Here is an 18,558-nt window from a genome sequence, read left to right on the forward strand (position 1 = left end):
TATTTAGATGTGTTCCAACGTAGGGTGATATTCCGCTCCGCTGGTCTCAGATTGCTTAAGCAGCCTTGTCTTCAACAGTAGACAAGATGGATGCGATGTTCGAAGCAGGCGCGCCAATGGCCCCAGCGATGTTCGAAGCAGGTGCGCCAATACAGCCAGCGATCGAAGCAATAAGCTCTTCACGCGACGGCATAGCGGCAACGGCTTTAACACCAGCCTTGTCCAGAGCATCCTCACCCATTGCACCACCAAGGATGTCCAACTTTTCGTTGGTCTTGGCATATGCATCCATGACCTTGGCCGCAGCCACAGGGTCTTCGGAATAGGCAAGAACGGTCATACCCGTCAGATAGTCGGCGATCGAAGCGGCCGGCTTACCTTCAAGGGCGATTTTGGCGAGCTTGTTCTTGGCAACGCGTACAGACCCACCAGCTTCGCGCATTTGCGAACGCAGGTCCTGCATTTCAGCAACCGTGAGACCGGCGTAGTGGGCAACCACAACGACGCCAGAGCTTTCAAAGATCTGGCCGAGTTCCTCGACCACTTTTTCTTTTTGTGCTCTATCCACAGTTTCACTCCAAGTATGGAGGGTTTAACCCCTCCGGCTCATATTTTACCGAGTTTTCAAGGAAAACCCGGCAATCGGGTCCGCGATAAGGGTCCTTCGCAAAATCGCCCTAAGGCCAAGCGGCCGTAGGAATTCTTTTGTTCATTTCCCATCTCAGGCAGGAATTATGACACTTGTGCGCGGTCGCTTTTCAGCTTGGCCCACCGGCGTCACCCACCGTCTCGGACGAAACGCAAAACAGCGCACGACGAATCGCACGCTGGAATGCTCGGTCTATTTAGGACGTTTGAAGAGGTTTTCCAACCCCTAACAGGGCGCTCGGTCAAGAAACACCGGCGGCCCAATAAAGCGACACTACCACAAAACTCTGACTTCTCAAAATTCCTACGCACATCAGAACAAAAAAGGGCGCCCGATCAGGGCGCCCTTTTCGTAGTCAGACTGAAAAAGCTCAGTTACCGGTCGCGTTGTCCACGTCCAGCGTCACACCCGGACCCATGGTCGAGCTCAGCGAGATCTTTTTCATGTAGGTGCCTTTGGCGCCCGAGGGTTTGGCTTTCTGAACGGCGTCGATGAACGCTTTCACGTTCTCAACCAGCTTGGCTTCATCGAACGAGGCTTTGCCCAGGCCAGCGTGAACCACGCCACCTTTTTCAGCTTTGAACTGAACTTCACCGCCCTTGGCAGCTTCCACGGCCGCTTTAACGTCCATGGTCACGGTGCCAACCTTCGGGTTCGGCATCAGGTTGCGCGGACCCAGAACTTTACCCAGACGACCAACGACGGGCATCATGTCCGGAGTGGCGATGCAGCGATCAAACTCGATCGTGCCGCCCTGAACGGTTTCCATCAGGTCTTCAGCGCCGACGATGTCTGCACCAGCAGCCTGAGCTTCTTCAGCTTTCGGGCCACGAGCGAATACAGCAACGCGCATGGTTTTACCGGTGCCGTTCGGCAGGCCGATGACGCCACGAACCATCTGGTCAGCGTGACGGGTGTCTACACCCAAGGCCAGCGCGATTTCGATGGTTTCGTCGAATTTTGCATTGGCGTTGCCCTTAACCAGCGCAACAGCTTCTTCGACGGTCAGGTTTTCTTTGCCGGCGAAGGCTTCGCGAGCGGCAGTGGTACGTTTTCCCAGTTTTGCCATCTTACTTCACCTCAATGCCCATGGAGCGGGCCGAGCCCAGGATGATCTGCATCGCGGCTTCGATATCGTTCGCGTTCAGATCTTTCATTTTAGCTTCGGCGATTTCTTTCACCTGAGCAGCGGTCACCGAACCAACGGTTTCACGGCCGGGGTTGTTTGCACCCGACTTAAGACCAGCAGCTTTGATCAGGAAGTACGACGCGGGGGGCGTCTTGATGTCCATCGAGAAGGACTTGTCCTGATAATAGGTGATCACGGTCGGGCACGGTGCGCCGGGCTCCAGATCCTGCGTCTTGGCGTTGAACGCCTTGCAGAATTCCATGATGTTGATGCCGCGCTGACCCAGTGCGGGGCCGACGGGCGGGCTGGGGTTGGCTTGACCTGCAGGAACCTGCAGTTTCATCGTGCCAGCGAGTTTCTTAGCCATTTGGCTTCTCCTTTAACAACAGCTCCGGGACGCGTCCCTTTGCCTCTCATTGCCGCGGTCTGGATTGGTGATCGCGATCACCGCCCCTCCCACGTTCTCAACACGTCAGCCCTGCTTCGAGACCTGCGTGTAATCCAGTTCGACCGGGGTTTCCCGGCCAAAGATTGACACAGCAACCTTCAGGCGCTGGCCTTCTTCGTCCACTTCTTCGACCAGACCATCGAAGCCTTCGAAGGCACCGTCGGTCACGGCAACTTTCTCGCCGATCTCGAAGCTGATCATCAGCTTCGGTGCTTCAGCACCTTCTTCGACGCGGCCCAAGATGCCCTGAACTTCAGCGTCACGCATCGGCATCGGACGACCTTGCGGGCCCAAGAAACCAGTAACGCGGTTGATCGAGGTAATCAGGTGATAGCCTTCGTCCGACATTTCCATGTGGACCAGCACGTAACCCGGCATGAAGCGACGCTCGGTCGTGACCTTCTTGCCGCGACGCACTTCGATGACCTCTTCGGTCGGCACCAGAACTTCGTCGATCTGGTCCTCAAGACCTTTTTCTTCGACCGAAGCACGGATTGCTTCTGCGATCTTCTTTTCGAAGTTCGACAGAACGCTTACCGAATACCACCGTTTCGCCATGTCAGCCTCTGCATTCCTGCGCCCCGAAGGGACATTTTCAATTTCGTTTCCGGGAACAAAAAATCGGCGTGCAACTTGATTCGCCGCACGCCCGTCCCGAAGTGATGCCCGAACTACCCCTGAAACACGCTCATTTCAAGGGCAAAGACGGTGTGTTAGCCGAAGTAGCCCAGCACGGCGGACAGACCGCTGCGGATGCCAAGATCCACAAGCGAAAAGAACAATGCCGTAAGAGCAGCCAGCACGAAGACCATGCCGGTGGTCAAAAGAACCTCACGGCGGGTCGGCCAGGTGACTTTGGACACCTCGGCGCGCACTTGCTGGATGAATTGCAACGGATTGGTCATCTGTTTTCGGCCTTTCATATGATAGGCGGTCAATTACGCAATGCGCACGGGGTTTTCAAGCCTTCACCGTCAAACCACGCCTAAAAGGCCCAAAGCGACGATCATTACCAACGCGCCGGCGACGATTTCCAGCAGCGGAACAGCACGCGCGGCCATGCCGCCCCCGCCCTGTAGAAGCCCCACCAACAGACCGCCTCGCAGACCCACGGCGACCATTGCTGTGACGATGGTCACGCTGGCGGTTCCCAGCGCCATGGCCACGACACCTAGAATCCCCTGCCAGACCAGCCCCATCTGCCAAGTCAGCACCAGAAGAAACAAGGCACCAGTACAGGGACGGATAGCGACCCCTGCAATCAGGACGGCCAGCTCGCGCCAGTTTCCGGCGGCTTCCACATCATGCAGACCCGGAGCGTGGGCATGGCCGCAATCGTGGCAATGGGAGTGTCCGTCGGTCTGGTGGTCGTGGTCGTGCGAATGCGAATGCGAATGCGAATGCGAATGCGAATGTGCCTCGTCGCGTGTTGCACGCAACAGCTTCCGCGCCCCGCGTACTAGAAGATAGAGACCGATCAGAGCAATCGCGCCATAGCTTGCATCGGCGAACCAGTCCTCGGCCAGCCCAACCATTTGCTGTCGAGTCAGGTTCAAGACCAGCACACCCGCAAAAACCAGCACAATGGCACTGAGACCCTGCGCCAGCGACGACAGCAGCGCCACAAAAGACATCCGCCACATGGTCGCCCGAGATGCCAAAGAATAGCCTCCGATCAGCACCTTACCGTGCCCCGGTCCGACCGCATGAAAGAACCCATAGGAAAAGCAGATCGTCAGCAGTGCAATCAGTGCGCCCGGCTCCCCTGCCCTAAGCGCCCGCAAGCCCCGCGCCATCGAGGTCTGCACCTGCCGCTGCCAATCCGCCGCCCAAGCCGACACACCATCCAGCGCGCCGGTGGCCCACAGCGCCACGCCGACCACCAGAACCACAAGCGACAGGAGGGAGATTACTCGGAACATGTCAGCAGCAGTTGGTCGGCAAACAGGTCGCCCACTTCGGGATAGCTGTCCTCGGAATATTCGACGCTGTCCGGGCCATAAAGCAGGCTCTCCACCTTGTCATAGGCGGCGTTCAAATCAGCGGGCATCTGTTCGACCGCGCAGCTATCACGGCCTTCGACAGTGACCGGAAGACGTACATCATAGGCGACGAAAAAAGTGGGATCATAGATCTGCGCCAAAAGCGGCTCGGCCCCAACCGTCACGCGGGTTTCAAGCGGGCGGATGTGCCAACTGACCACGCGCCCGTCCTCGTACCGCATTCCGTGTTCAACCGGCCGCGCAAGCGCCACATCGGCACCTTGGTTCTGAAGATACAGGTCACCGGGAAATCCCGCGGCCCAATCAACATCTTGCCCAGCATAGGCATCAAGCGCGGCCTGCTCGGGGATACCATCCCCGTCCGCATCCAGTCCGTTATCTTCGACCAGCAGCAGCGAATAGAACTCGTCATAGGCCCAAAACACCCGCACCGCTGCAAGTTGGCCTGCATCGTCAAAGATCAGATTCGCGCCTGCATCGATGAAGACGTGCGGATGGCTGGCCATAGGTAGGGCCGAGGCCGCAATGATCGGTATGGACAGAAGGGTCGGGCGCAATGATTTCATACCACGGATGTAGCGCGGACCGCGCACAGCGACAACAGCCACCGGATCGCTAAGCGGGGCATCGCTGGGTCATCAAATTTTTTGAAGGTGGTGGCAGGGGCACCAGGGTTCGAACCCGGGACCTACGGTTTTGGAGACCGTCGCTCTACCAACTGAGCTATACCCCTATGACCGAGACAGCGATTATGCCAGCGCGGCCGGATTATCAAGAGGTTTCATTGACATTTTTGGTGCTATCTTTCACCTAATCCGAAAAACAGGCCCGCAGATGAACGATCCAGCAGTATTTAAAGACAGCCCATGGAAAGCGCTTGATCCAGCATTATTGGCGCAGGCGGCGAATGTACCGACAATGCTGGCCCCCGAAGAACAGCAATTCTATGCTTGGGCAACATCCGAATGGATGCAGGACAAAGGGGCCGTCGTTGATCTTGGTTGCTTTGCAGGTGGATCGACAGCCCGGTTGGCAGCAGGGCACCAGCATGCAGGCCATACAGGTCTTATTCACGCATATGACAGATTCGGCGCGAATGAAGAGGTTAAGACCCACATCCTCTATAAGCAGGGCATCGCTCCGTTCGAGGGCAACAACATATTGGAACTGGCAATTGACCTGCTAACGCCGTGGACCGAACGCATCTCACTTCACCCCGGTCAGATCGAAGACCAGTCATGGGAAGAAGGCCCGATTGAGATCCTTGTGATGGATGCGTCGAAAACAGTTCAGACCATGGACGCAATGACGCGCACCTTCTTTCCATCTCTGATTCCCGGACGCTCGCTGGTGGTGCAGCAGGATTACCTGTTCTGGCGCCAGCCTTGGATTGCCATCCAGATGGAACTTCTCGCCGACTATTTCGTTCCGGTTGCACACGTTCCGAACAACACGATGGTCTTTCTGAACACCAAACAGATAGACGGCACGGCGCTGGAGCATGCGGCTGTAGGACCAATCCCTCACGACAGGCGACTAGACCTTCTGCGCCTTGCACACCAACGCACGACCGAGGCCGGGTTCGATGTCTCGATGCCAATGGACGAGCAGATAAGGACTTTTGAACAGCACCCAAACGTGGATCGCGCCAAGCATTTTGTTCAGAAGTTTTAAGCTGGGCGTGTCAGATCATAGGCCAAAGGTGGTTTGACCTCGATCACTCCTAACTGAACGACACAGTTGACACACCGCAACGACCGGCACTGAGATTGCGAGTACCCTTAAGGGAGAAGTAATATGTGAGGAGGTCATGGCAAATTGGTTTTCGAAGCTGACGCTTGCGGTTTTGTCAGCGGTTTTGATCTACTGGCTTACAATTGCCTTAAATCCAGACCCACCGCCGCCGCCACCGCCAATCAAAAGCGTTGTGGGATATATCGTCGTACCCGACAACAGCCCGGCCCGCAGCCTTGACGAGCTCGGCGCGGGCGAGACGATTTGCGGCAGTAAAACGACGATAGACACACTTCGCGCTTTCCAACCGCTCGTAAAGTTTAACTTGCGCGCGGTACCAACGACCGAGCTGTTCCAAGCGTATCAGGTTGGCATCTGCAAAGGTGTTCTGTTCCGCGAGTTGTCACATGCCAATACCGTCTTTCCTACCGATTTAGCTGGCGGTCGCGTGATTGAAATCCGAGATTAAGCGTCCTCGCACAGGTGTTTTTTTCGTGACCTACGTCAAACGCAAAAAGGGCGCCCCGAGGGACGCCCTTTTCAATTCTGTATCTCTAGGCTCTCGCCCGTAAGAACGCTGGGCGTTCTTAGTCGATGATTTTCGAGACAACGCCCGAACCAACGGTGCGGCCGCCTTCACGGATAGCGAAGCGCAGCTTCTCTTCCATGGCGATCGGAGCGATCAGCTCGACGTTGAACTTCAGGTTGTCGCCCGGCATCACCATTTCGGTGCCAGCGGGCAGTTCAACAGTACCGGTCACGTCGGTGGTACGGAAGTAGAACTGCGGACGGTAGTTCGCGAAGAACGGCGTGTGACGGCCACCCTCTTCCTTGGTCAGGATGTAGACCTCGGCTTCGAACTTGGTGTGCGGGTTAACCGAACCCGGCTTACACAGAACCTGGCCACGCTCAACAGCTTCACGGTCGATACCGCGCAGCAGAACACCAACGTTGTCGCCTGCTTCACCGCGATCAAGCAGCTTGCGGAACATTTCAACACCGGTACAGGTGGTTTTCTGAGTGTCTTTGATGCCAACGATTTCGATCTCGTCGCCAACGTTCACTACGCCACGCTCAACACGGCCGGTGACAACAGTACCGCGGCCCGAGATCGAGAACACGTCTTCGATCGGCAGCAGGAAGTCGCCGTCAACCGGACGATCCGGGGTCGGGATGTACTCGTCCACAGCAGCCATCAGCTCGCGGATTTTCTCTTCACCGATTTCCGGGTTCTTGCCTTCCATAGCGGCCAGCGCGGAACCCGCGATGATCGGCATGTCGTCGCCCGGGAAGTCGTATTCGTTCATCAGTTCACGAACTTCCATCTCAACCAGCTCGAGCAGCTCTTCGTCGTCTACCTGGTCAACTTTGTTCATGAAGACTACCAGCGCAGGTACACCAACCTGACGTGCCAGCAGGATGTGCTCGCGGGTCTGAGGCATGGGGCCATCAGCTGCGTTCACAACCAGAATGCCGCCGTCCATCTGGGCCGCACCGGTGATCATGTTCTTGACGTAGTCGGCGTGGCCGGGGCAGTCAACGTGCGCATAGTGACGGTTCTCGGTCTCGTACTCAACGTGAGCAGTCGAGATGGTGATGCCGCGTGCTTTCTCTTCAGGTGCACCGTCGATCTCGTCGTATGCTTTGAAATCACCAAAGAATTTGGTGATAGCTGCCGTCAGCGTCGTCTTGCCGTGGTCAACGTGACCAATCGTGCCGATGTTAACGTGCGGTTTACCGCGTTCAAACTTTTCCTTAGCCATGAGCACTACGCCTCGTGTCTGGGGGGGTCACCGACCCCGTGGTTCAATATCGCGCGCTAGCTATATCCTTGACGAAAGAAAATCAAGACTTCCGTGGTTCCCAAAGCGCGGAAAAGACTTAAACCCATACCTGCAAAATGCAGCAACGGCATTTTCTTCACGTTGCCAAGGGGTTGGCCCGACGCGCCATTAAGGGATTAATTGGAGCGAGACCAAGGTTTTTTGTCAGGGGCCTCTGCGCTGGTCGACGTGCCCCCATGACCGCCGCACGCTGTCTGCAAATCACGCCACGTTTGCGCATCCAGAATCGTGTCATAGTCACGGCTCGGATCAACCGCGGCCTGCGCAGCCGAGATACGGTCCGTCATCTGCGGGTGCGAAGCAAGATGGGCCACGATCCCTTCGGCATCTCCATGTTCTTCGTGCAAACGCTCAAAGAATGTACCCAGCGCCACGGGCGAGATATTGGCTTTTTCCAGAAGGTCGTGGGCATAGTCGTCCGCCCGCGCCTCGGCCGCCTGACTGTAGGACGCATTGATCAGCTGGTTGGCGATGAACAGGGCAACGGTGCCGCCTGCAAAATCCCCAAACAAAAGTCCCAGGACCCCAAGGGATCCCGCCGAACGCAGTGCATCACGGGTTGGGTCACGATAGACCACATGCCCGATCTCATGCGCCAGAACTGCGGCGACCTCGTCAGGGTTGTCAGCCTCCTCTAGCAGCCCGCGGAAGAAGACAAGTCGTCCGCCCGGCAACGCAAAGGCGTTGACCATCGGGTGATCCAGAATGTGGATCTGAACATCATAGGGCAGATCCGCATCCGGATTCAGGCGCGTGTACATGGTTTGCATCGCGTCTAGGCCCGCCGGATCATCGCAAATCCTTAGCTGCGCTTCGAACCCCGTTTCAGAAAGCGCGGTTCGGATCTGTTCGAACGTGGTGTCGCCCAGCGCCTTTTCGCCTTCGGGCGGCAGGATTTCTGCCAGCTGGGTGGCCATAAGCGGCACCAAAAGAAAGATGATCGCGGCGACAGACGCCACGGCCCCGCCTGCCCAAAGAACTACTTTTGACAGGGGCGTCGAGCGGTCGCGTTTGCGCAGCGATCTAGCATGTTGCGTAACGAAACCCTGCGCGGCCTGATCCGTCAGATAGAGACGCGTCAGCGGATCACCTTTGCGCGACAGCACCATGACACGTCGGTCCGCCTGATCGGGCAACCGACGCAGGTTTTTCCAGCTCCACGTGACCTGTTCGCCGCTAGGCATCCCCAGAACCAGCGCCTCTGGGTGCAAGGCGATCTGCACGCGGGTCAGATGGGCGCGTTCACCCTGCGCCAGATCAGCAAAGACCCAATCCACGTCCTGTGCGCTCATATCGCGGCCCCCACATCCAGTGCGTCTGCGAAACCTTCAGCCTCAGCGAACTCATCTCGGTCTCGCTGGACAATCTGCGCAAGGTTCTGCGTATTTACGACCTTGGTCACTTCGGCAAAGTGCTTGGCCAAGGGCAGCGTGATCCATGCATGCGTCATGGCGCGTGTCAGCGTAAGCAACAGGAAATAGGCTAGCAGAGCGATCGGCAGAAATGCCGTGCCGGCGCCATCCAGCATCTCTAGGTCTAAGTTCTCGAAATCCGTTGTCCCTGCGACAAAAGCGAATGCCATGAACAGGGTTATGAACAGGCCGGACATGACGAGGTTCAGCATCAGCCCGCCCAGCGCATAGATCCCAATGATCCGCCACGGTCGCGGCTTGGCCGTGAACTGCATCTCGCCCAGTTGTTTCGCTTCGGTCATGCGCTTGAAGCTTTCGGCCCGCCAATAGGCCATCCCGTAGACAAGCCAAGATCCAGACAGCAAGAACAACAACGCCCATGCGGGATTTTCGTACAAATAGAGCATCAAACCAGCAACCGCGCTTAAACCGATGGCATAGTACACATGCCGCATCGCCCCAAACAGCAGCCCTTTCGAGCCCCCTTGAACAAAGCGCTCATCTCCATAGAACGTGCGCGAGACCCGGTATTTTTCTAGCCAGAGCGTCGTCAACGGCCAAGTCAAACCCAGCGTGCATATGGCCAGGGTCCAATGGATCATCGATCGCCAGCTGTAGCCCCACGCGCCGGGCTCTAACCCGAAGCGAATGCCGCGCCAGCGGGTACGGGCCAGAATATAGCGACGTGCACGGTACTGGGCGAAAAAGATGATCGGGGTCAGACCCAAAAAACTAAGCCCATAGGCCGCGTAGTTGGCGTTGAGCAGCGCAAAACTGAAATACATCAAGATCAGGTTCACGACCCCGATGTAGAAGGCCATAAAGACAACCGCGACCAGAAAGCCCAGAAGTTTTTCCAGCGGATCGCCCACATATTCCAGCGGCGCGTCTCCCGGGCGAATGGCGCTCCAATAGTAGCGGCGCAGCCGGGTCTTGGCCCAGAAACGATAGAACCCAAGTGTCAGAACCGTCAGGATACTGGTGCGCAAGGCCAGCCAAAAGACTGGCCCTTTTTCACCTGCATATGAAATCTTCAGAGAACTGGGAGGCACACCTGATCACTCGAACTTGTTATTACGCGGGAAGCCGTGTGGCGGTGTTTTACCAACCCCGGCACGTTTACCCAACCACGGCGACATATCGCTTTCCGTGCGGGTGCGGTCCCCGGTGGCGGGCCAGGACAGGCCTTCCTCGAGGTTGAAGGTTTTCACATCCGACAAACCGCCATCCAGCTCCAAGATCCCTTGCTTGCCGCGAGCCGAGTTATACTTCTGCAAGCGCACACCCTTGCCGCGCGTCATCTCGTTGATCTCGGCCACCGGGAAGACCAGAAGACGCCGGTTTTCCGAGATGATGGCCACGTGGTCTCCGGTGATCGGCGCACAGATCTTAGCTGTCGCATCGCCGACATTCAGCACCTGCTTGCCGTTCTTGGTCTGGGCCAGCACGTCACTTTCATTGACGATGAAGCCGTTACCTTCGTTCGAGGCGACCAACAACTTGCGGTCAGGCTGGTGGATGAACAGATCCACGATCTCGGCCTCGTTTGGCAGGTCGACCATCAGGCGCAGTGGTTCGCCCATGCCGCGCCCGCCGGGCAGGTTGGCGCAGGAAATGGTAAAGAATTTGCCGTTTGAATCGAAAGCCAACAGACGGTCGGTGGTTTCAGCGTGGAACACGAAACGCGGGCCGTCGCCATCACGGAACTTCAGCTCGCGGGTCAGGTCGATATGGCCCGACATTGCGCGGATCCAGCCCATTTGCGAACAGACCACGGTGATCGGCTCGCGCTCGATCATGGCTTCCAGCGGCACCTCTTCGACCTCGCCTGCTTCGGCGAACTGGGTGCGACGGGCACCCCCTTCGAAGTCTTTACCAAACAGCTTTTTCGATTCTTTCAGCTGCTCGGAAATCTTGGCCCACTGCAGGTCTTCGCTGTCCAGAAGGTCTTCAAGCGCGGCGCGCTCTTCCATCAGCTCATCCCGTTCGCGAACCAGCTCGATTTCTTCAAGGCGGCGCAAGCTGCGCAGACGCATGTTCAGAATCGCGTCGGCTTGAACCTCCGATAGCTCGCCCTCGCCGGGCGCGGGGCTGACATAATCGCTTTCCGACATGGCGCGGACGTGTTCGATGCCCCAGTCTTCGCGCATCAAAGCCGCTTTCGGGTCGTCGTCATAGCGGATGATGTCGATCACGCGATCGAGATTCAAGAAGGCGACAATGAAGCCTTCCAGCACCTCAAGACGGTGGTCAATCTTTGCCATCCGGTGACGCGAGCGGCGATCCAGTACGTCGCGGCGGTGATCAAGGAACGCACGCAGCACTTCCTTCATCGAACAAACCTTCGGCGTCACCCCGTCGATCAGCACGTTCATGTTCAAGCTGAACCGCGTTTCAAGATCTGAGTTCCGATACATCAAACCCATCAGAAGCTCGGGATCGACGTTCTTCGATTTCGGCTCAAGCACGATGCGGATGTCTTCAGCGCTTTCGTCACGGATGTCGCCTAGGATCGGAACCTTCTTGGTCTGGATCAGCTCGGCAATCTTCTCGATCAGTTTCGACTTTTGAACCTGATACGGAATCTCGGTCACGATGATCTGCCATTGGCCGCGGCCCAAATCCTCGATCTCGTGCTTACAGCGCAGACGGAACGAGCCACGGCCCGTGCGATAGGCGTTGGCGATGCTATCCTTGGGTTCGACAATCACGCCGCCTGTTGGAAAGTCCGGGCCGGGCACATAGTTCAAAAGCGTGTCATCGCGCGCATCCGGCGTCTTGATCAGATGCAGGCAGGCGTCGATCAATTCCGAGATGTTATGCGGCGGGATGTTGGTCGCCATGCCCACAGCAATGCCCGATGAACCGTTGGCCAACAGATTCGGAAACTCTGCCGGTAAAACAACCGGCTCGGTCAGGCGACCGTCATAGTTATCGCGATAGTCGACGGCGTTTTCGTCCAGACCCTGCAACATCGCCTCGGCGACGAAGGTCATGCGCGCTTCTGTATAGCGGCTGGCAGCCGGGTTATCACCGTCGATATTCCCGAAGTTTCCCTGCCCGTCGACCAGCGGATAGCGCACCGCAAAATCCTGTGCCAAACGCGCCATGGCGTCATAGATCGCGGCATCCCCGTGCGGGTGGAAATCACCCATCGTGTCACCTGAAATCTTAGCCGATTTCAGGAACTTACCGTTCGAAGTCAGCTTCAGACGGCTCATCGCATAAAGGATGCGACGGTGAACCGGCTTCAGGCCGTCGCGGGCATCGGGCAAAGCACGGTGCATAATCGTGGACAGCGCATAGGTCAGATAGCGGTCGCCAATGGCGCGTCGCAGCGGTTCGGCCAGCTCGCTACCTTTGTTCTCGGGATTGTCGGTTACATCATTCATGCGTTTGGTGTATCCTTGAGGACGACTCGCGTAAAGCTGCCAAGCGGGTTTGTCGGGGGAAAATCACATTACATTCCCCGCGATATTATTGAATGCAAATTGTTAACTGGTGAATGATTAAGGGGGATACTATGGGTATTATTCGTATGTCATTGCTGACGGTAGGCGTCATGGGCGCTGCCATGATGCACTACGGAAAAGACGACGGTCTGCCAACCGATCGGATCGGCCGCGAACCAACAGTTGCTCAGGATACCATCGTCGCTGTCTCGGCCAAGGTCGAAGAAACAGACGCTGAAGATGTTGTGCCGCTGACTGCTGCTTCGCTTGAGCACACCACATCGGAAGCGGAAAACGCCCCACGCGCCCTTCTCATCAAAGCTGCGGCGATTGCGGACGAATCCGCCAGCCCAGCGGCCCTTGCTGAAGCCGCCGCACGTAAGATGGCGGCAGGCGCCCCCTCGCCCGTCGCCACTGAAGCTGTCGCCTCGGACGGGCTATCCACCAGCTTCCCAACCATGTTTGTCAGCGGCAGCACCGTGAACATGCGTGGCGGCCCCTCGACCGGGCATGGAGTAGTCAGCAAACTGACACGCGGCACCGAAGTGCTTGAAACCGGTCAGACAGACGATGGTTGGAGCCAGATCAAAGTGGTGGACACCGGCCAGCGCGGGTTCATCGCATCGAGATTCCTTAAGCCGCAGCTTTAACAAGCGGTTCCCTTTCAAGAGCACCTTGGGGCGTCCTTTGTGACGCCTCTTTTTTGTTGACCCCATCCGTGACGACCCCGTACCCCTTTCCAGGCGAGGCAGGAGAACTACATGACCCAGAGATCCATTCTAATCACCGGATGTTCGTCCGGTATTGGCTATGACGCGGCGCACACTTTGGCCAAACGCGGCTGGCGCGTATTTGCCACCTGCCGCAAGGAAGAAGATTGTGAACGGCTGCGCGGCGAGGGGTTGGAAAGCCTTCTTCTGGACCACGCGGACGAGGCCAGCATGGAAGCCGCTTTGGCTGAAATCCTGTCGCGCACCGGCGGCACTCTGGACGCGCTCTTTAACAACGGCGCCTATGCCATCCCCGGCGCGGTCGAGGATCTGCCCACCGACGCCCTGCGCACCATCTTTGAAACCAATTTCTTCGGCTATCACCACCTGACCCGGCTGGTCTTGCCAGTGATGCGCAAGCAGGGGCATGGCCGCGTGATCCACAACTCGTCCGTGCTGGGCTTTGCCTCGCTTCCATGGCGGGGGGCCTATGTCGCGACCAAGTTCGCGCTGGAAGGGCTGATGGACACGCTTCGGCTTGAGATGCGGGACCAGCCCATCGACATCATCTTGATCGAACCCGGACCGATCACCACCAAGATCCGCGAAAACGCTCAGCCGCATTTCGAGCGTTGGATTGATGTGGAAAACAGCCCGCGCCGGAACCTCTATGCTAAGCTGCGCGAGCGTCTTTACGATGACAGCGGCGAGCTGGACACGTTCGAACTGCCCGCATCCGCCGTGACAACCAAGCTGATCCACGCGCTGGAGCACCCCAAGCCCAAGCCGCGCTATTACGTGACCACCGCCACTTATATCGCAGGCATCGCCAAGCGGCTGTTGTCGACCCGGCTGGGGGATCGGCTGACGCCCAACGGCTAGATGCGGTCAAATGTCCCTCGCAAACCGGGGGGAATGGGGCTATTTCAAACGAACACGTAAGGAAGAGACATCATGGCCGACGATCCCCTGTTCATACTCGTAGTAATATCCTGTGCTGCTGTCTTGATCATCCTGATGCTGGGCATCGGATCGTTTGGGATCGGGGGTAAAGTGGCCCATAAACACTCGAACCGATTGATGCGCTGGCGGATTGGGGCGCAGGCTGTGGCCATTGCGCTGATCTTGCTATTCGTCTGGCTGCGCGGAGGAAACTGATGGTTGTTCTGAACAAGATTTACACGCGGACCGGGGACAAGGGCGAGACAGCCTTGGGTGATGGCTCGCGCCGTCCCAAGCATGATGCGCGGGTCGAGGCCTATGGCACCGTGGACGAAACCAACGCCACCATCGGTTTGGCGCGGCTGCATTCCGAGGGGGAAATGGACGCAGCTTTGGCACGCATTCAAAACGACCTGTTTGATCTGGGCGCGGACCTCTGTCGTCCGGACATGGCCAAAGACGCCGACGCCGCCTACCCTCCGCTTCGTATGGCTCAGGAACAAGTGGACCGGCTGGAAGCCGAGATCGACGCGATGAACAAGGCGCTGGAGGCGCTCCGCAGCTTCATCCTGCCGGGAGGCACGCCTCTAGCTGCCCAGCTGCACCTGTCACGCACCGTATCCCGCCGCGCCGAGCGTCTGGCCACCGATCTGGCAACCCAAGAAGACGTGAACCCGGTGGCCGTGAAATACCTGAACCGCCTGTCCGACTGGTGCTTCGTCGCCGCCCGCGTGGCGAATGACGACGGAAAAGCGGACGTGTTGTGGGTTCCGGGGGCGAATCGTTAATCGGCAGCCTGCACGGGTGCCCAGATCTCGTAAGCCATAGCCTCGGGCGTGTTGCGTTCATCATGCGGATAGCGCTCGAACACCGCACCTTCACGCGGCACGACCGCGTTCGCCGGGATCAGCTCACTGAACACACGATCGAACTGACGCGGCAGATCTGCAACGGGCCCAAAGGCACGCAGGACCAGATAGTCTCCTTCAGACAAGGTGACATGACAGCAACCTTCGGGCAGAGCTTCTTCGGTTGATGGAACCTCAAGCCCGACGGCATAGTCGAACTCTCCAGCCGCCGTCATCCCATAGGATACACCGTAAAATGCCCCCTCGGTCACGTTCTCGATCTCGGGCGGGTCCGTAAAAAACTGCTGCCACAGACTCGGGATCTGATTGCGAGTTTCCATCGAATACCGACCCGAACGTCCCGCGATTATACGCGACGGCGCGTGAACCAATTCGACGATTTCGGATTGCGTCATGACAGATCTCCTGTGATTCCCGGATCAGGATGCACGCACTCTGCCGCCAAGGCAATCTGCTCCTCCAGCAACATTCTTGCAAAGAATCCCCGTCAAAACGAAAGAACGCGACGTCCGCGGACCCGGACGTGACGATTTTACGCTGTTTTCACATGCAGCATTTCGTTAAACGTGTCGCGAGAGCATTACCGCCCCCCGTGGGCATAACTGGGAGATACACGCCAATGAAGGTGCTTGTGCCTGTAAAGCGCGTGATCGACTATAACGTGAAAGTTCGTGTGAAAGCGGACGGCAGCGGTGTCGATCTTGCCAACGTAAAAATGTCGATGAACCCATTTGACGAGATTGCCGTCGAAGAGGCCATCCGCCTGAAAGAGGCCGGGAAGGCTGACGAGATCGTCGTCGTGTCCATCGGCGTGAAGCAGGCTCAGGAAACCCTGCGCACAGCTTTGGCCATGGGCGCCGACCGCGCCATTCTGGTAAACGCCGCTGACGATGTACACCAAGACATCGAGCCGCTGGCCGTTGCCAAAATCTTGGCCAAAGTTGTTGAAGAAGAGCAGCCGGGCATCGTCCTGGCGGGCAAGCAAGCCATCGACAACGACATGAACGCAACCGGTCAGATGCTGTCGGCCCTGTTGGGTTGGTCGCAAGGTACCTTTGCCTCCGAGCTGGACATTGATGGCGACAACGCTGTTGTGACCCGCGAAGTGGACGGCGGTCTGCAGACCATCAAGGTCAAGATGCCGTCGATCATCACCGTCGACCTGCGTCTGAACGAGCCGCGCTATGCGTCGCTGCCGAACATCATGAAAGCCAAGAAGAAGCCGCTGGACGAAAAGACCGCTGCTGACTACGGCGTTGACGTGACCCCGCGCCTCGAGATCGTTAAGACCTCGGAGCCGGCAGAACGCGCCGCTGGCATCATCGTTGGCTCGGTTGACGAGCTTGTATCAAAACTCAAGGAAGCGGGGGCTGTATAATGGCTGTTCTACTTCTTGCTGAAGTTACCAATGGTGAACTGGCGCTGGACGCCACCGCCAAGGCCGTCACCGCTGCGAAAGCTCTGGGTGATGTGACCGTTCTGGCTGCTGGCGCATCTGCCGCTGCTGCTGGTGAAGCCGCTGCCAAGATCGACGGCGTGGCCAAGGTTCTGGTTGCCGAAGACGCATCGCTGGGTCACCGTCTGGCCGAGCCGACCGCAGCCCTGATCGTATCGCTGGCTGGCGATTACGAGCACATCGTTGCTCCGGCCACCACCGACGCCAAGAACGTCATGCCGCGCGTTGCTGCCCTGCTGGACGTCATGGTTCTGTCGGACGTGACCGCTGTTGTAGACGGCGACACCTTCGAGCGCCCGATTTATGCTGGTAACGCCATGCAGACCGTCAAGTCGTCGGATGCCAAGAAGGTTATCACCTTCCGCACCTCGACCTTCGACGTCGCTGGCGAAGGCGGTTCGGCTGCGGTTGAGGCCATCAGCGCTGCTGACAACCCCGGCCTGTCGGAATGGGTTGAAGACAAGGTTGCCGAAAGCGATCGCCCCGAGCTGACCTCGGCTGGCGTTGTTGTTTCGGGTGGCCGTGGCGTTGGCTCGGAAGAGGACTTCGCCCTGATCGAGAAACTGGCTGACAAGCTGGGTGCCGCTGTTGGTGCTTCGCGTGCGGCAGTTGACTCGGGCTACGCCGCGAACGACCTGCAAGTTGGTCAGACCGGTAAAGTTGTTGCTCCGGAACTGTACATCGCCGTGGGTATCTCGGGCGCCATCCAGCACCTTGCTGGTATGAAAGACTCGAAGATCATCGTTGCGATCAACAAAGACGAAGAGGCTCCGATCTTCCAGGTTGCCGATTTCGGTCTGGTTGCCGACCTGTTCGAAGCTGTGCCGGCCCTGACCGACGCTGTCTAATCGGACATCGCTTAAGATACGAAAGGCCCGCCCATTTGGCGGGCCTTTTCATTTTCAGACCTTATGAGCCGAAAAGCTTTTCAACAGCTTCCTCGCCGCCCGCTCATGCGCCAGCGTGCCCAGCATCATGTGGGCAGCGGCAGCATCCATGTCTGAATGCACAAGCCCCTTTTGACCGCTCTCGATCTCGTCCGGCGTCAGCACGACGTGGACAAGGTCGCGCACAAAAGGGCGGACATTTTCAATCATCACCCGATCTACAAACAGCGGGTCAGAGCCCAGAGCATCATCTGATTGGTGACCAATCGGATGATCTGACATCCACACCAAGGTCGCGCGTTTATCCAGCCGAGACAGCAAGCCCTTCATGCGCCCCACCCATGCCTGTTGCAGCTCTTTCCGCACCACTGCGAACCGCTGGGCACAGGTCGATTGCAGCGCACTCAACAGATGCCGCGTGAAATGATAGTCGGTAAAGTCCAATTCGGGATAGAGGTACCTCAACATGCTGGACGCACGCAGAAAACGATCGTTTCGGCGCGGATGGACTGCATAGAACCGATTGGACAAATTCTGTGCGCCGGGCAGTTGGATCACAACATCAGAGGCTCCGTTGCAAAGCTTCATTAGCGCCGGGTCGTTCAAGAAGACGTCCAGCCCTGCGTTCGGACATCCGAAGTTCACCACCACGCGACCCAAGCTGGCTTCTAACAGGTCAGGATAGGGATGTTCCGTAAACCTGCCATAGGTTTCCGTCCCACCCAGCACCGCGACGTAGGGCGTATTCAAATCACGCTTCGGTCCCCGGAACAGAAGTTTTGATGTTTTGTAACGACACGGGGAATAGTCCAATGACCCCTTCCCAAGGCTTTCATAGGCCATGCCACCCACTCCTTCTTTATCACCCGAAAAGCAGTGTCGGCCCAAAGCCTTGCCAAATTGCTAAGCCTAAAATGCGCGATGTTTCTTTCAGCCCTGCTTAACCCTTGCGCCTGCGACCGCGCGGCGCATAGTCTATGCATAACCAGACGTAACACGGGGCCATGCCTGTGCGGCGTGACC

Annotated in this window: 21 protein-coding genes and 1 tRNA gene; 8 read left to right on the forward strand and 14 right to left on the reverse strand. The window is 57.7% G+C overall.

The window, feature by feature from the left end:
- Window positions 1-55: 55 nt before the first annotated feature.
- The 8 genes from rplJ to ACP15F_RS11540 form a co-directional block, all read right to left on the reverse strand.
- Window positions 56-568, reverse strand: a complete 513-nt coding sequence (gene rplJ, locus ACP15F_RS11505; protein WP_424940981.1) for a 50S ribosomal protein L10 — start codon at window positions 566-568, stop codon at window positions 56-58.
- A gap of 451 nt (window positions 569-1,019) precedes the next feature.
- Complete coding sequence (gene rplA / locus ACP15F_RS11510; RefSeq protein WP_424940982.1) at window positions 1,020-1,718, reverse strand: 50S ribosomal protein L1; 699 nt, start codon at window positions 1,716-1,718, stop codon at window positions 1,020-1,022.
- Window position 1,719: 1 nt separating this feature from the next.
- The gene (gene rplK, locus ACP15F_RS11515) at window positions 1,720-2,145 is read right to left on the reverse strand and encodes a 50S ribosomal protein L11 (protein ID WP_142854942.1); all 426 of its coding nucleotides are present in this window, start codon (window positions 2,143-2,145) and stop codon (window positions 1,720-1,722) included.
- A gap of 105 nt (window positions 2,146-2,250) precedes the next feature.
- Complete coding sequence (gene nusG / locus ACP15F_RS11520; protein WP_424940983.1) at window positions 2,251-2,784, reverse strand: transcription termination/antitermination protein NusG; 534 nt, start codon at window positions 2,782-2,784, stop codon at window positions 2,251-2,253.
- Window positions 2,785-2,939: 155 nt separating this feature from the next.
- Window positions 2,940-3,131: a preprotein translocase subunit SecE gene (gene secE, locus ACP15F_RS11525; protein WP_108857582.1), complete on the reverse strand. Its 192-nt coding sequence runs from the start codon at window positions 3,129-3,131 to the stop codon at window positions 2,940-2,942.
- Window positions 3,132-3,200: 69 nt separating this feature from the next.
- Window positions 3,201-4,148, reverse strand: a complete 948-nt coding sequence (locus tag ACP15F_RS11530) for a nickel/cobalt transporter (RefSeq protein WP_424940984.1) — start codon at window positions 4,146-4,148, stop codon at window positions 3,201-3,203.
- Window positions 4,136-4,837 carry a DUF1007 family protein gene (locus tag ACP15F_RS11535; RefSeq protein WP_424940985.1) on the reverse strand — a complete coding sequence of 234 codons (702 nt, stop codon included), beginning with the start codon at window positions 4,835-4,837 and terminating at the stop codon, window positions 4,136-4,138. The genes ACP15F_RS11530 and ACP15F_RS11535 overlap by 13 nt, the downstream gene beginning before the upstream one ends.
- A 49-nt stretch (window positions 4,838-4,886) precedes the next feature.
- Window positions 4,887-4,962 (reverse strand) — tRNA-Trp (locus ACP15F_RS11540).
- 101 nt (window positions 4,963-5,063) lie between these two features.
- Here ACP15F_RS11540 and ACP15F_RS11545 point away from each other — a divergent pair.
- The gene (locus ACP15F_RS11545; RefSeq protein WP_424940986.1) at window positions 5,064-5,903 is read left to right on the forward strand and encodes a hypothetical protein; all 840 of its coding nucleotides are present in this window, start codon (window positions 5,064-5,066) and stop codon (window positions 5,901-5,903) included.
- Window positions 5,904-6,039: 136 nt separating this feature from the next.
- A complete protein-coding gene (locus tag ACP15F_RS11550) occupies window positions 6,040-6,432 on the forward strand; it encodes a hypothetical protein (protein ID WP_424940987.1) in 393 nt (130 codons plus the stop codon).
- A gap of 118 nt (window positions 6,433-6,550) precedes the next feature.
- Here ACP15F_RS11550 and tuf read toward each other — a convergent pair whose 3' ends face one another.
- From tuf to parC, 4 genes are all read right to left on the reverse strand, one after another.
- Window positions 6,551-7,726 (reverse strand): elongation factor Tu, encoded by a 1,176-nt coding sequence (gene tuf, locus ACP15F_RS11555; RefSeq protein WP_163040919.1) that lies wholly within the window; start codon window positions 7,724-7,726, stop codon window positions 6,551-6,553.
- A gap of 197 nt (window positions 7,727-7,923) precedes the next feature.
- The gene (locus ACP15F_RS11560; RefSeq protein ID WP_424940988.1) at window positions 7,924-9,099 is read right to left on the reverse strand and encodes a M48 family metallopeptidase; all 1,176 of its coding nucleotides are present in this window, start codon (window positions 9,097-9,099) and stop codon (window positions 7,924-7,926) included.
- A complete protein-coding gene (locus ACP15F_RS11565) occupies window positions 9,096-10,271 on the reverse strand; it encodes a DUF898 family protein (RefSeq protein WP_424940989.1) in 1,176 nt (391 codons plus the stop codon). Before ACP15F_RS11565 ends, ACP15F_RS11560 begins: the two co-directional genes overlap by 4 nt.
- 6 nt (window positions 10,272-10,277) lie before the next feature.
- Window positions 10,278-12,611 carry a DNA topoisomerase IV subunit A gene (parC, locus tag ACP15F_RS11570; RefSeq protein ID WP_424940990.1) on the reverse strand — a complete coding sequence of 778 codons (2,334 nt, stop codon included), beginning with the start codon at window positions 12,609-12,611 and terminating at the stop codon, window positions 10,278-10,280.
- 131 nt (window positions 12,612-12,742) lie between these two features.
- Between parC and ACP15F_RS11575 the strand changes: the two genes are divergently transcribed.
- The 4 genes from ACP15F_RS11575 (at window position 12,743) to ACP15F_RS11590 (ending at window position 15,111) form a co-directional block, all read left to right on the forward strand.
- Window positions 12,743-13,321, forward strand: a complete 579-nt coding sequence (locus tag ACP15F_RS11575; RefSeq protein ID WP_424940991.1) for an SH3 domain-containing protein — start codon at window positions 12,743-12,745, stop codon at window positions 13,319-13,321.
- A gap of 111 nt (window positions 13,322-13,432) precedes the next feature.
- On the forward strand, window positions 13,433-14,263 hold the full coding sequence (locus tag ACP15F_RS11580) for an SDR family NAD(P)-dependent oxidoreductase (protein ID WP_424940992.1): 831 nt from the start codon (window positions 13,433-13,435) through the stop codon (window positions 14,261-14,263).
- Window positions 14,264-14,335: 72 nt separating this feature from the next.
- Entirely contained in the window at window positions 14,336-14,539 is a 204-nt protein-coding gene (locus tag ACP15F_RS11585; RefSeq protein ID WP_424940993.1) for a twin transmembrane helix small protein, read from the forward strand.
- Complete coding sequence (locus ACP15F_RS11590; RefSeq protein ID WP_424940994.1) at window positions 14,539-15,111, forward strand: cob(I)yrinic acid a,c-diamide adenosyltransferase; 573 nt, start codon at window positions 14,539-14,541, stop codon at window positions 15,109-15,111. Before ACP15F_RS11585 ends, ACP15F_RS11590 begins: the two co-directional genes overlap by 1 nt.
- Here the strand turns inward: ACP15F_RS11590 and ACP15F_RS11595 are convergent.
- Window positions 15,108-15,587 carry a GyrI-like domain-containing protein gene (locus ACP15F_RS11595; RefSeq protein WP_424940995.1) on the reverse strand — a complete coding sequence of 160 codons (480 nt, stop codon included), beginning with the start codon at window positions 15,585-15,587 and terminating at the stop codon, window positions 15,108-15,110. The two genes, ACP15F_RS11590 and ACP15F_RS11595, sit on opposite strands and share 4 nt — an antisense overlap.
- A 224-nt stretch (window positions 15,588-15,811) precedes the next feature.
- Here ACP15F_RS11595 and ACP15F_RS11600 point away from each other — a divergent pair, with 224 nt between their 5' ends.
- Window positions 15,812-16,570, forward strand: coding sequence for an electron transfer flavoprotein subunit beta/FixA family protein (locus tag ACP15F_RS11600; RefSeq protein WP_424940996.1), 759 nt, complete (start codon window positions 15,812-15,814; stop codon window positions 16,568-16,570).
- Window positions 16,570-17,496 (forward strand): electron transfer flavoprotein subunit alpha/FixB family protein, encoded by a 927-nt coding sequence (locus ACP15F_RS11605; protein WP_424940997.1) that lies wholly within the window; start codon window positions 16,570-16,572, stop codon window positions 17,494-17,496. The genes ACP15F_RS11600 and ACP15F_RS11605 overlap by 1 nt, the downstream gene beginning before the upstream one ends.
- A gap of 54 nt (window positions 17,497-17,550) precedes the next feature.
- Here ACP15F_RS11605 and ACP15F_RS11610 read toward each other — a convergent pair whose 3' ends face one another.
- Complete coding sequence (locus ACP15F_RS11610; protein WP_424940998.1) at window positions 17,551-18,378, reverse strand: DUF6473 family protein; 828 nt, start codon at window positions 18,376-18,378, stop codon at window positions 17,551-17,553.
- Between the last annotated feature and the right edge of the window lie 180 nt (window positions 18,379-18,558).

The organism is Aliiroseovarius sp. S253, from assembly GCF_049800855.1.
Classification (GTDB): Bacteria; Pseudomonadota; Alphaproteobacteria; order Rhodobacterales; family Rhodobacteraceae; genus Aliiroseovarius.

Bases quoted from the DNA above. Each gene is read 5' to 3' on its own strand.
- rplA (WP_424940982.1), bottom strand. From the start codon at position 1,718: ATGGCAAAACTGGGAAAACGTACCACTGCCGCTCGCGAAGCCTTCGCC.
- rplK (WP_142854942.1), bottom strand. From the start codon at position 2,145: ATGGCTAAGAAACTCGCTGGCACGATGAAACTGCAGGTTCCTGCAGGT.
- nusG (WP_424940983.1), bottom strand. From the start codon at position 2,784: ATGGCGAAACGGTGGTATTCGGTAAGCGTTCTGTCGAACTTCGAAAAG.
- secE (WP_108857582.1), bottom strand. From the start codon at position 3,131: ATGACCAATCCGTTGCAATTCATCCAGCAAGTGCGCGCCGAGGTGTCC.
- ACP15F_RS11530 (WP_424940984.1), bottom strand. From the start codon at position 4,148: ATGTTCCGAGTAATCTCCCTCCTGTCGCTTGTGGTTCTGGTGGTCGGC.
- ACP15F_RS11545 (WP_424940986.1), top strand. From the start codon at position 5,064: ATGAACGATCCAGCAGTATTTAAAGACAGCCCATGGAAAGCGCTTGAT.
- ACP15F_RS11550 (WP_424940987.1), top strand. From the start codon at position 6,040: ATGGCAAATTGGTTTTCGAAGCTGACGCTTGCGGTTTTGTCAGCGGTT.
- tuf (WP_163040919.1), bottom strand. From the start codon at position 7,726: ATGGCTAAGGAAAAGTTTGAACGCGGTAAACCGCACGTTAACATCGGC.
- ACP15F_RS11560 (WP_424940988.1), bottom strand. From the start codon at position 9,099: ATGAGCGCACAGGACGTGGATTGGGTCTTTGCTGATCTGGCGCAGGGT.
- parC (WP_424940990.1), bottom strand. From the start codon at position 12,611: ATGAATGATGTAACCGACAATCCCGAGAACAAAGGTAGCGAGCTGGCC.
- ACP15F_RS11575 (WP_424940991.1), top strand. From the start codon at position 12,743: ATGGGTATTATTCGTATGTCATTGCTGACGGTAGGCGTCATGGGCGCT.
- ACP15F_RS11580 (WP_424940992.1), top strand. From the start codon at position 13,433: ATGACCCAGAGATCCATTCTAATCACCGGATGTTCGTCCGGTATTGGC.
- ACP15F_RS11585 (WP_424940993.1), top strand. From the start codon at position 14,336: ATGGCCGACGATCCCCTGTTCATACTCGTAGTAATATCCTGTGCTGCT.
- ACP15F_RS11590 (WP_424940994.1), top strand. From the start codon at position 14,539: ATGGTTGTTCTGAACAAGATTTACACGCGGACCGGGGACAAGGGCGAG.
- ACP15F_RS11595 (WP_424940995.1), bottom strand. From the start codon at position 15,587: ATGACGCAATCCGAAATCGTCGAATTGGTTCACGCGCCGTCGCGTATA.
- ACP15F_RS11600 (WP_424940996.1), top strand. From the start codon at position 15,812: ATGAAGGTGCTTGTGCCTGTAAAGCGCGTGATCGACTATAACGTGAAA.
- ACP15F_RS11605 (WP_424940997.1), top strand. From the start codon at position 16,570: ATGGCTGTTCTACTTCTTGCTGAAGTTACCAATGGTGAACTGGCGCTG.
- ACP15F_RS11610 (WP_424940998.1), bottom strand. From the start codon at position 18,378: ATGGCCTATGAAAGCCTTGGGAAGGGGTCATTGGACTATTCCCCGTGT.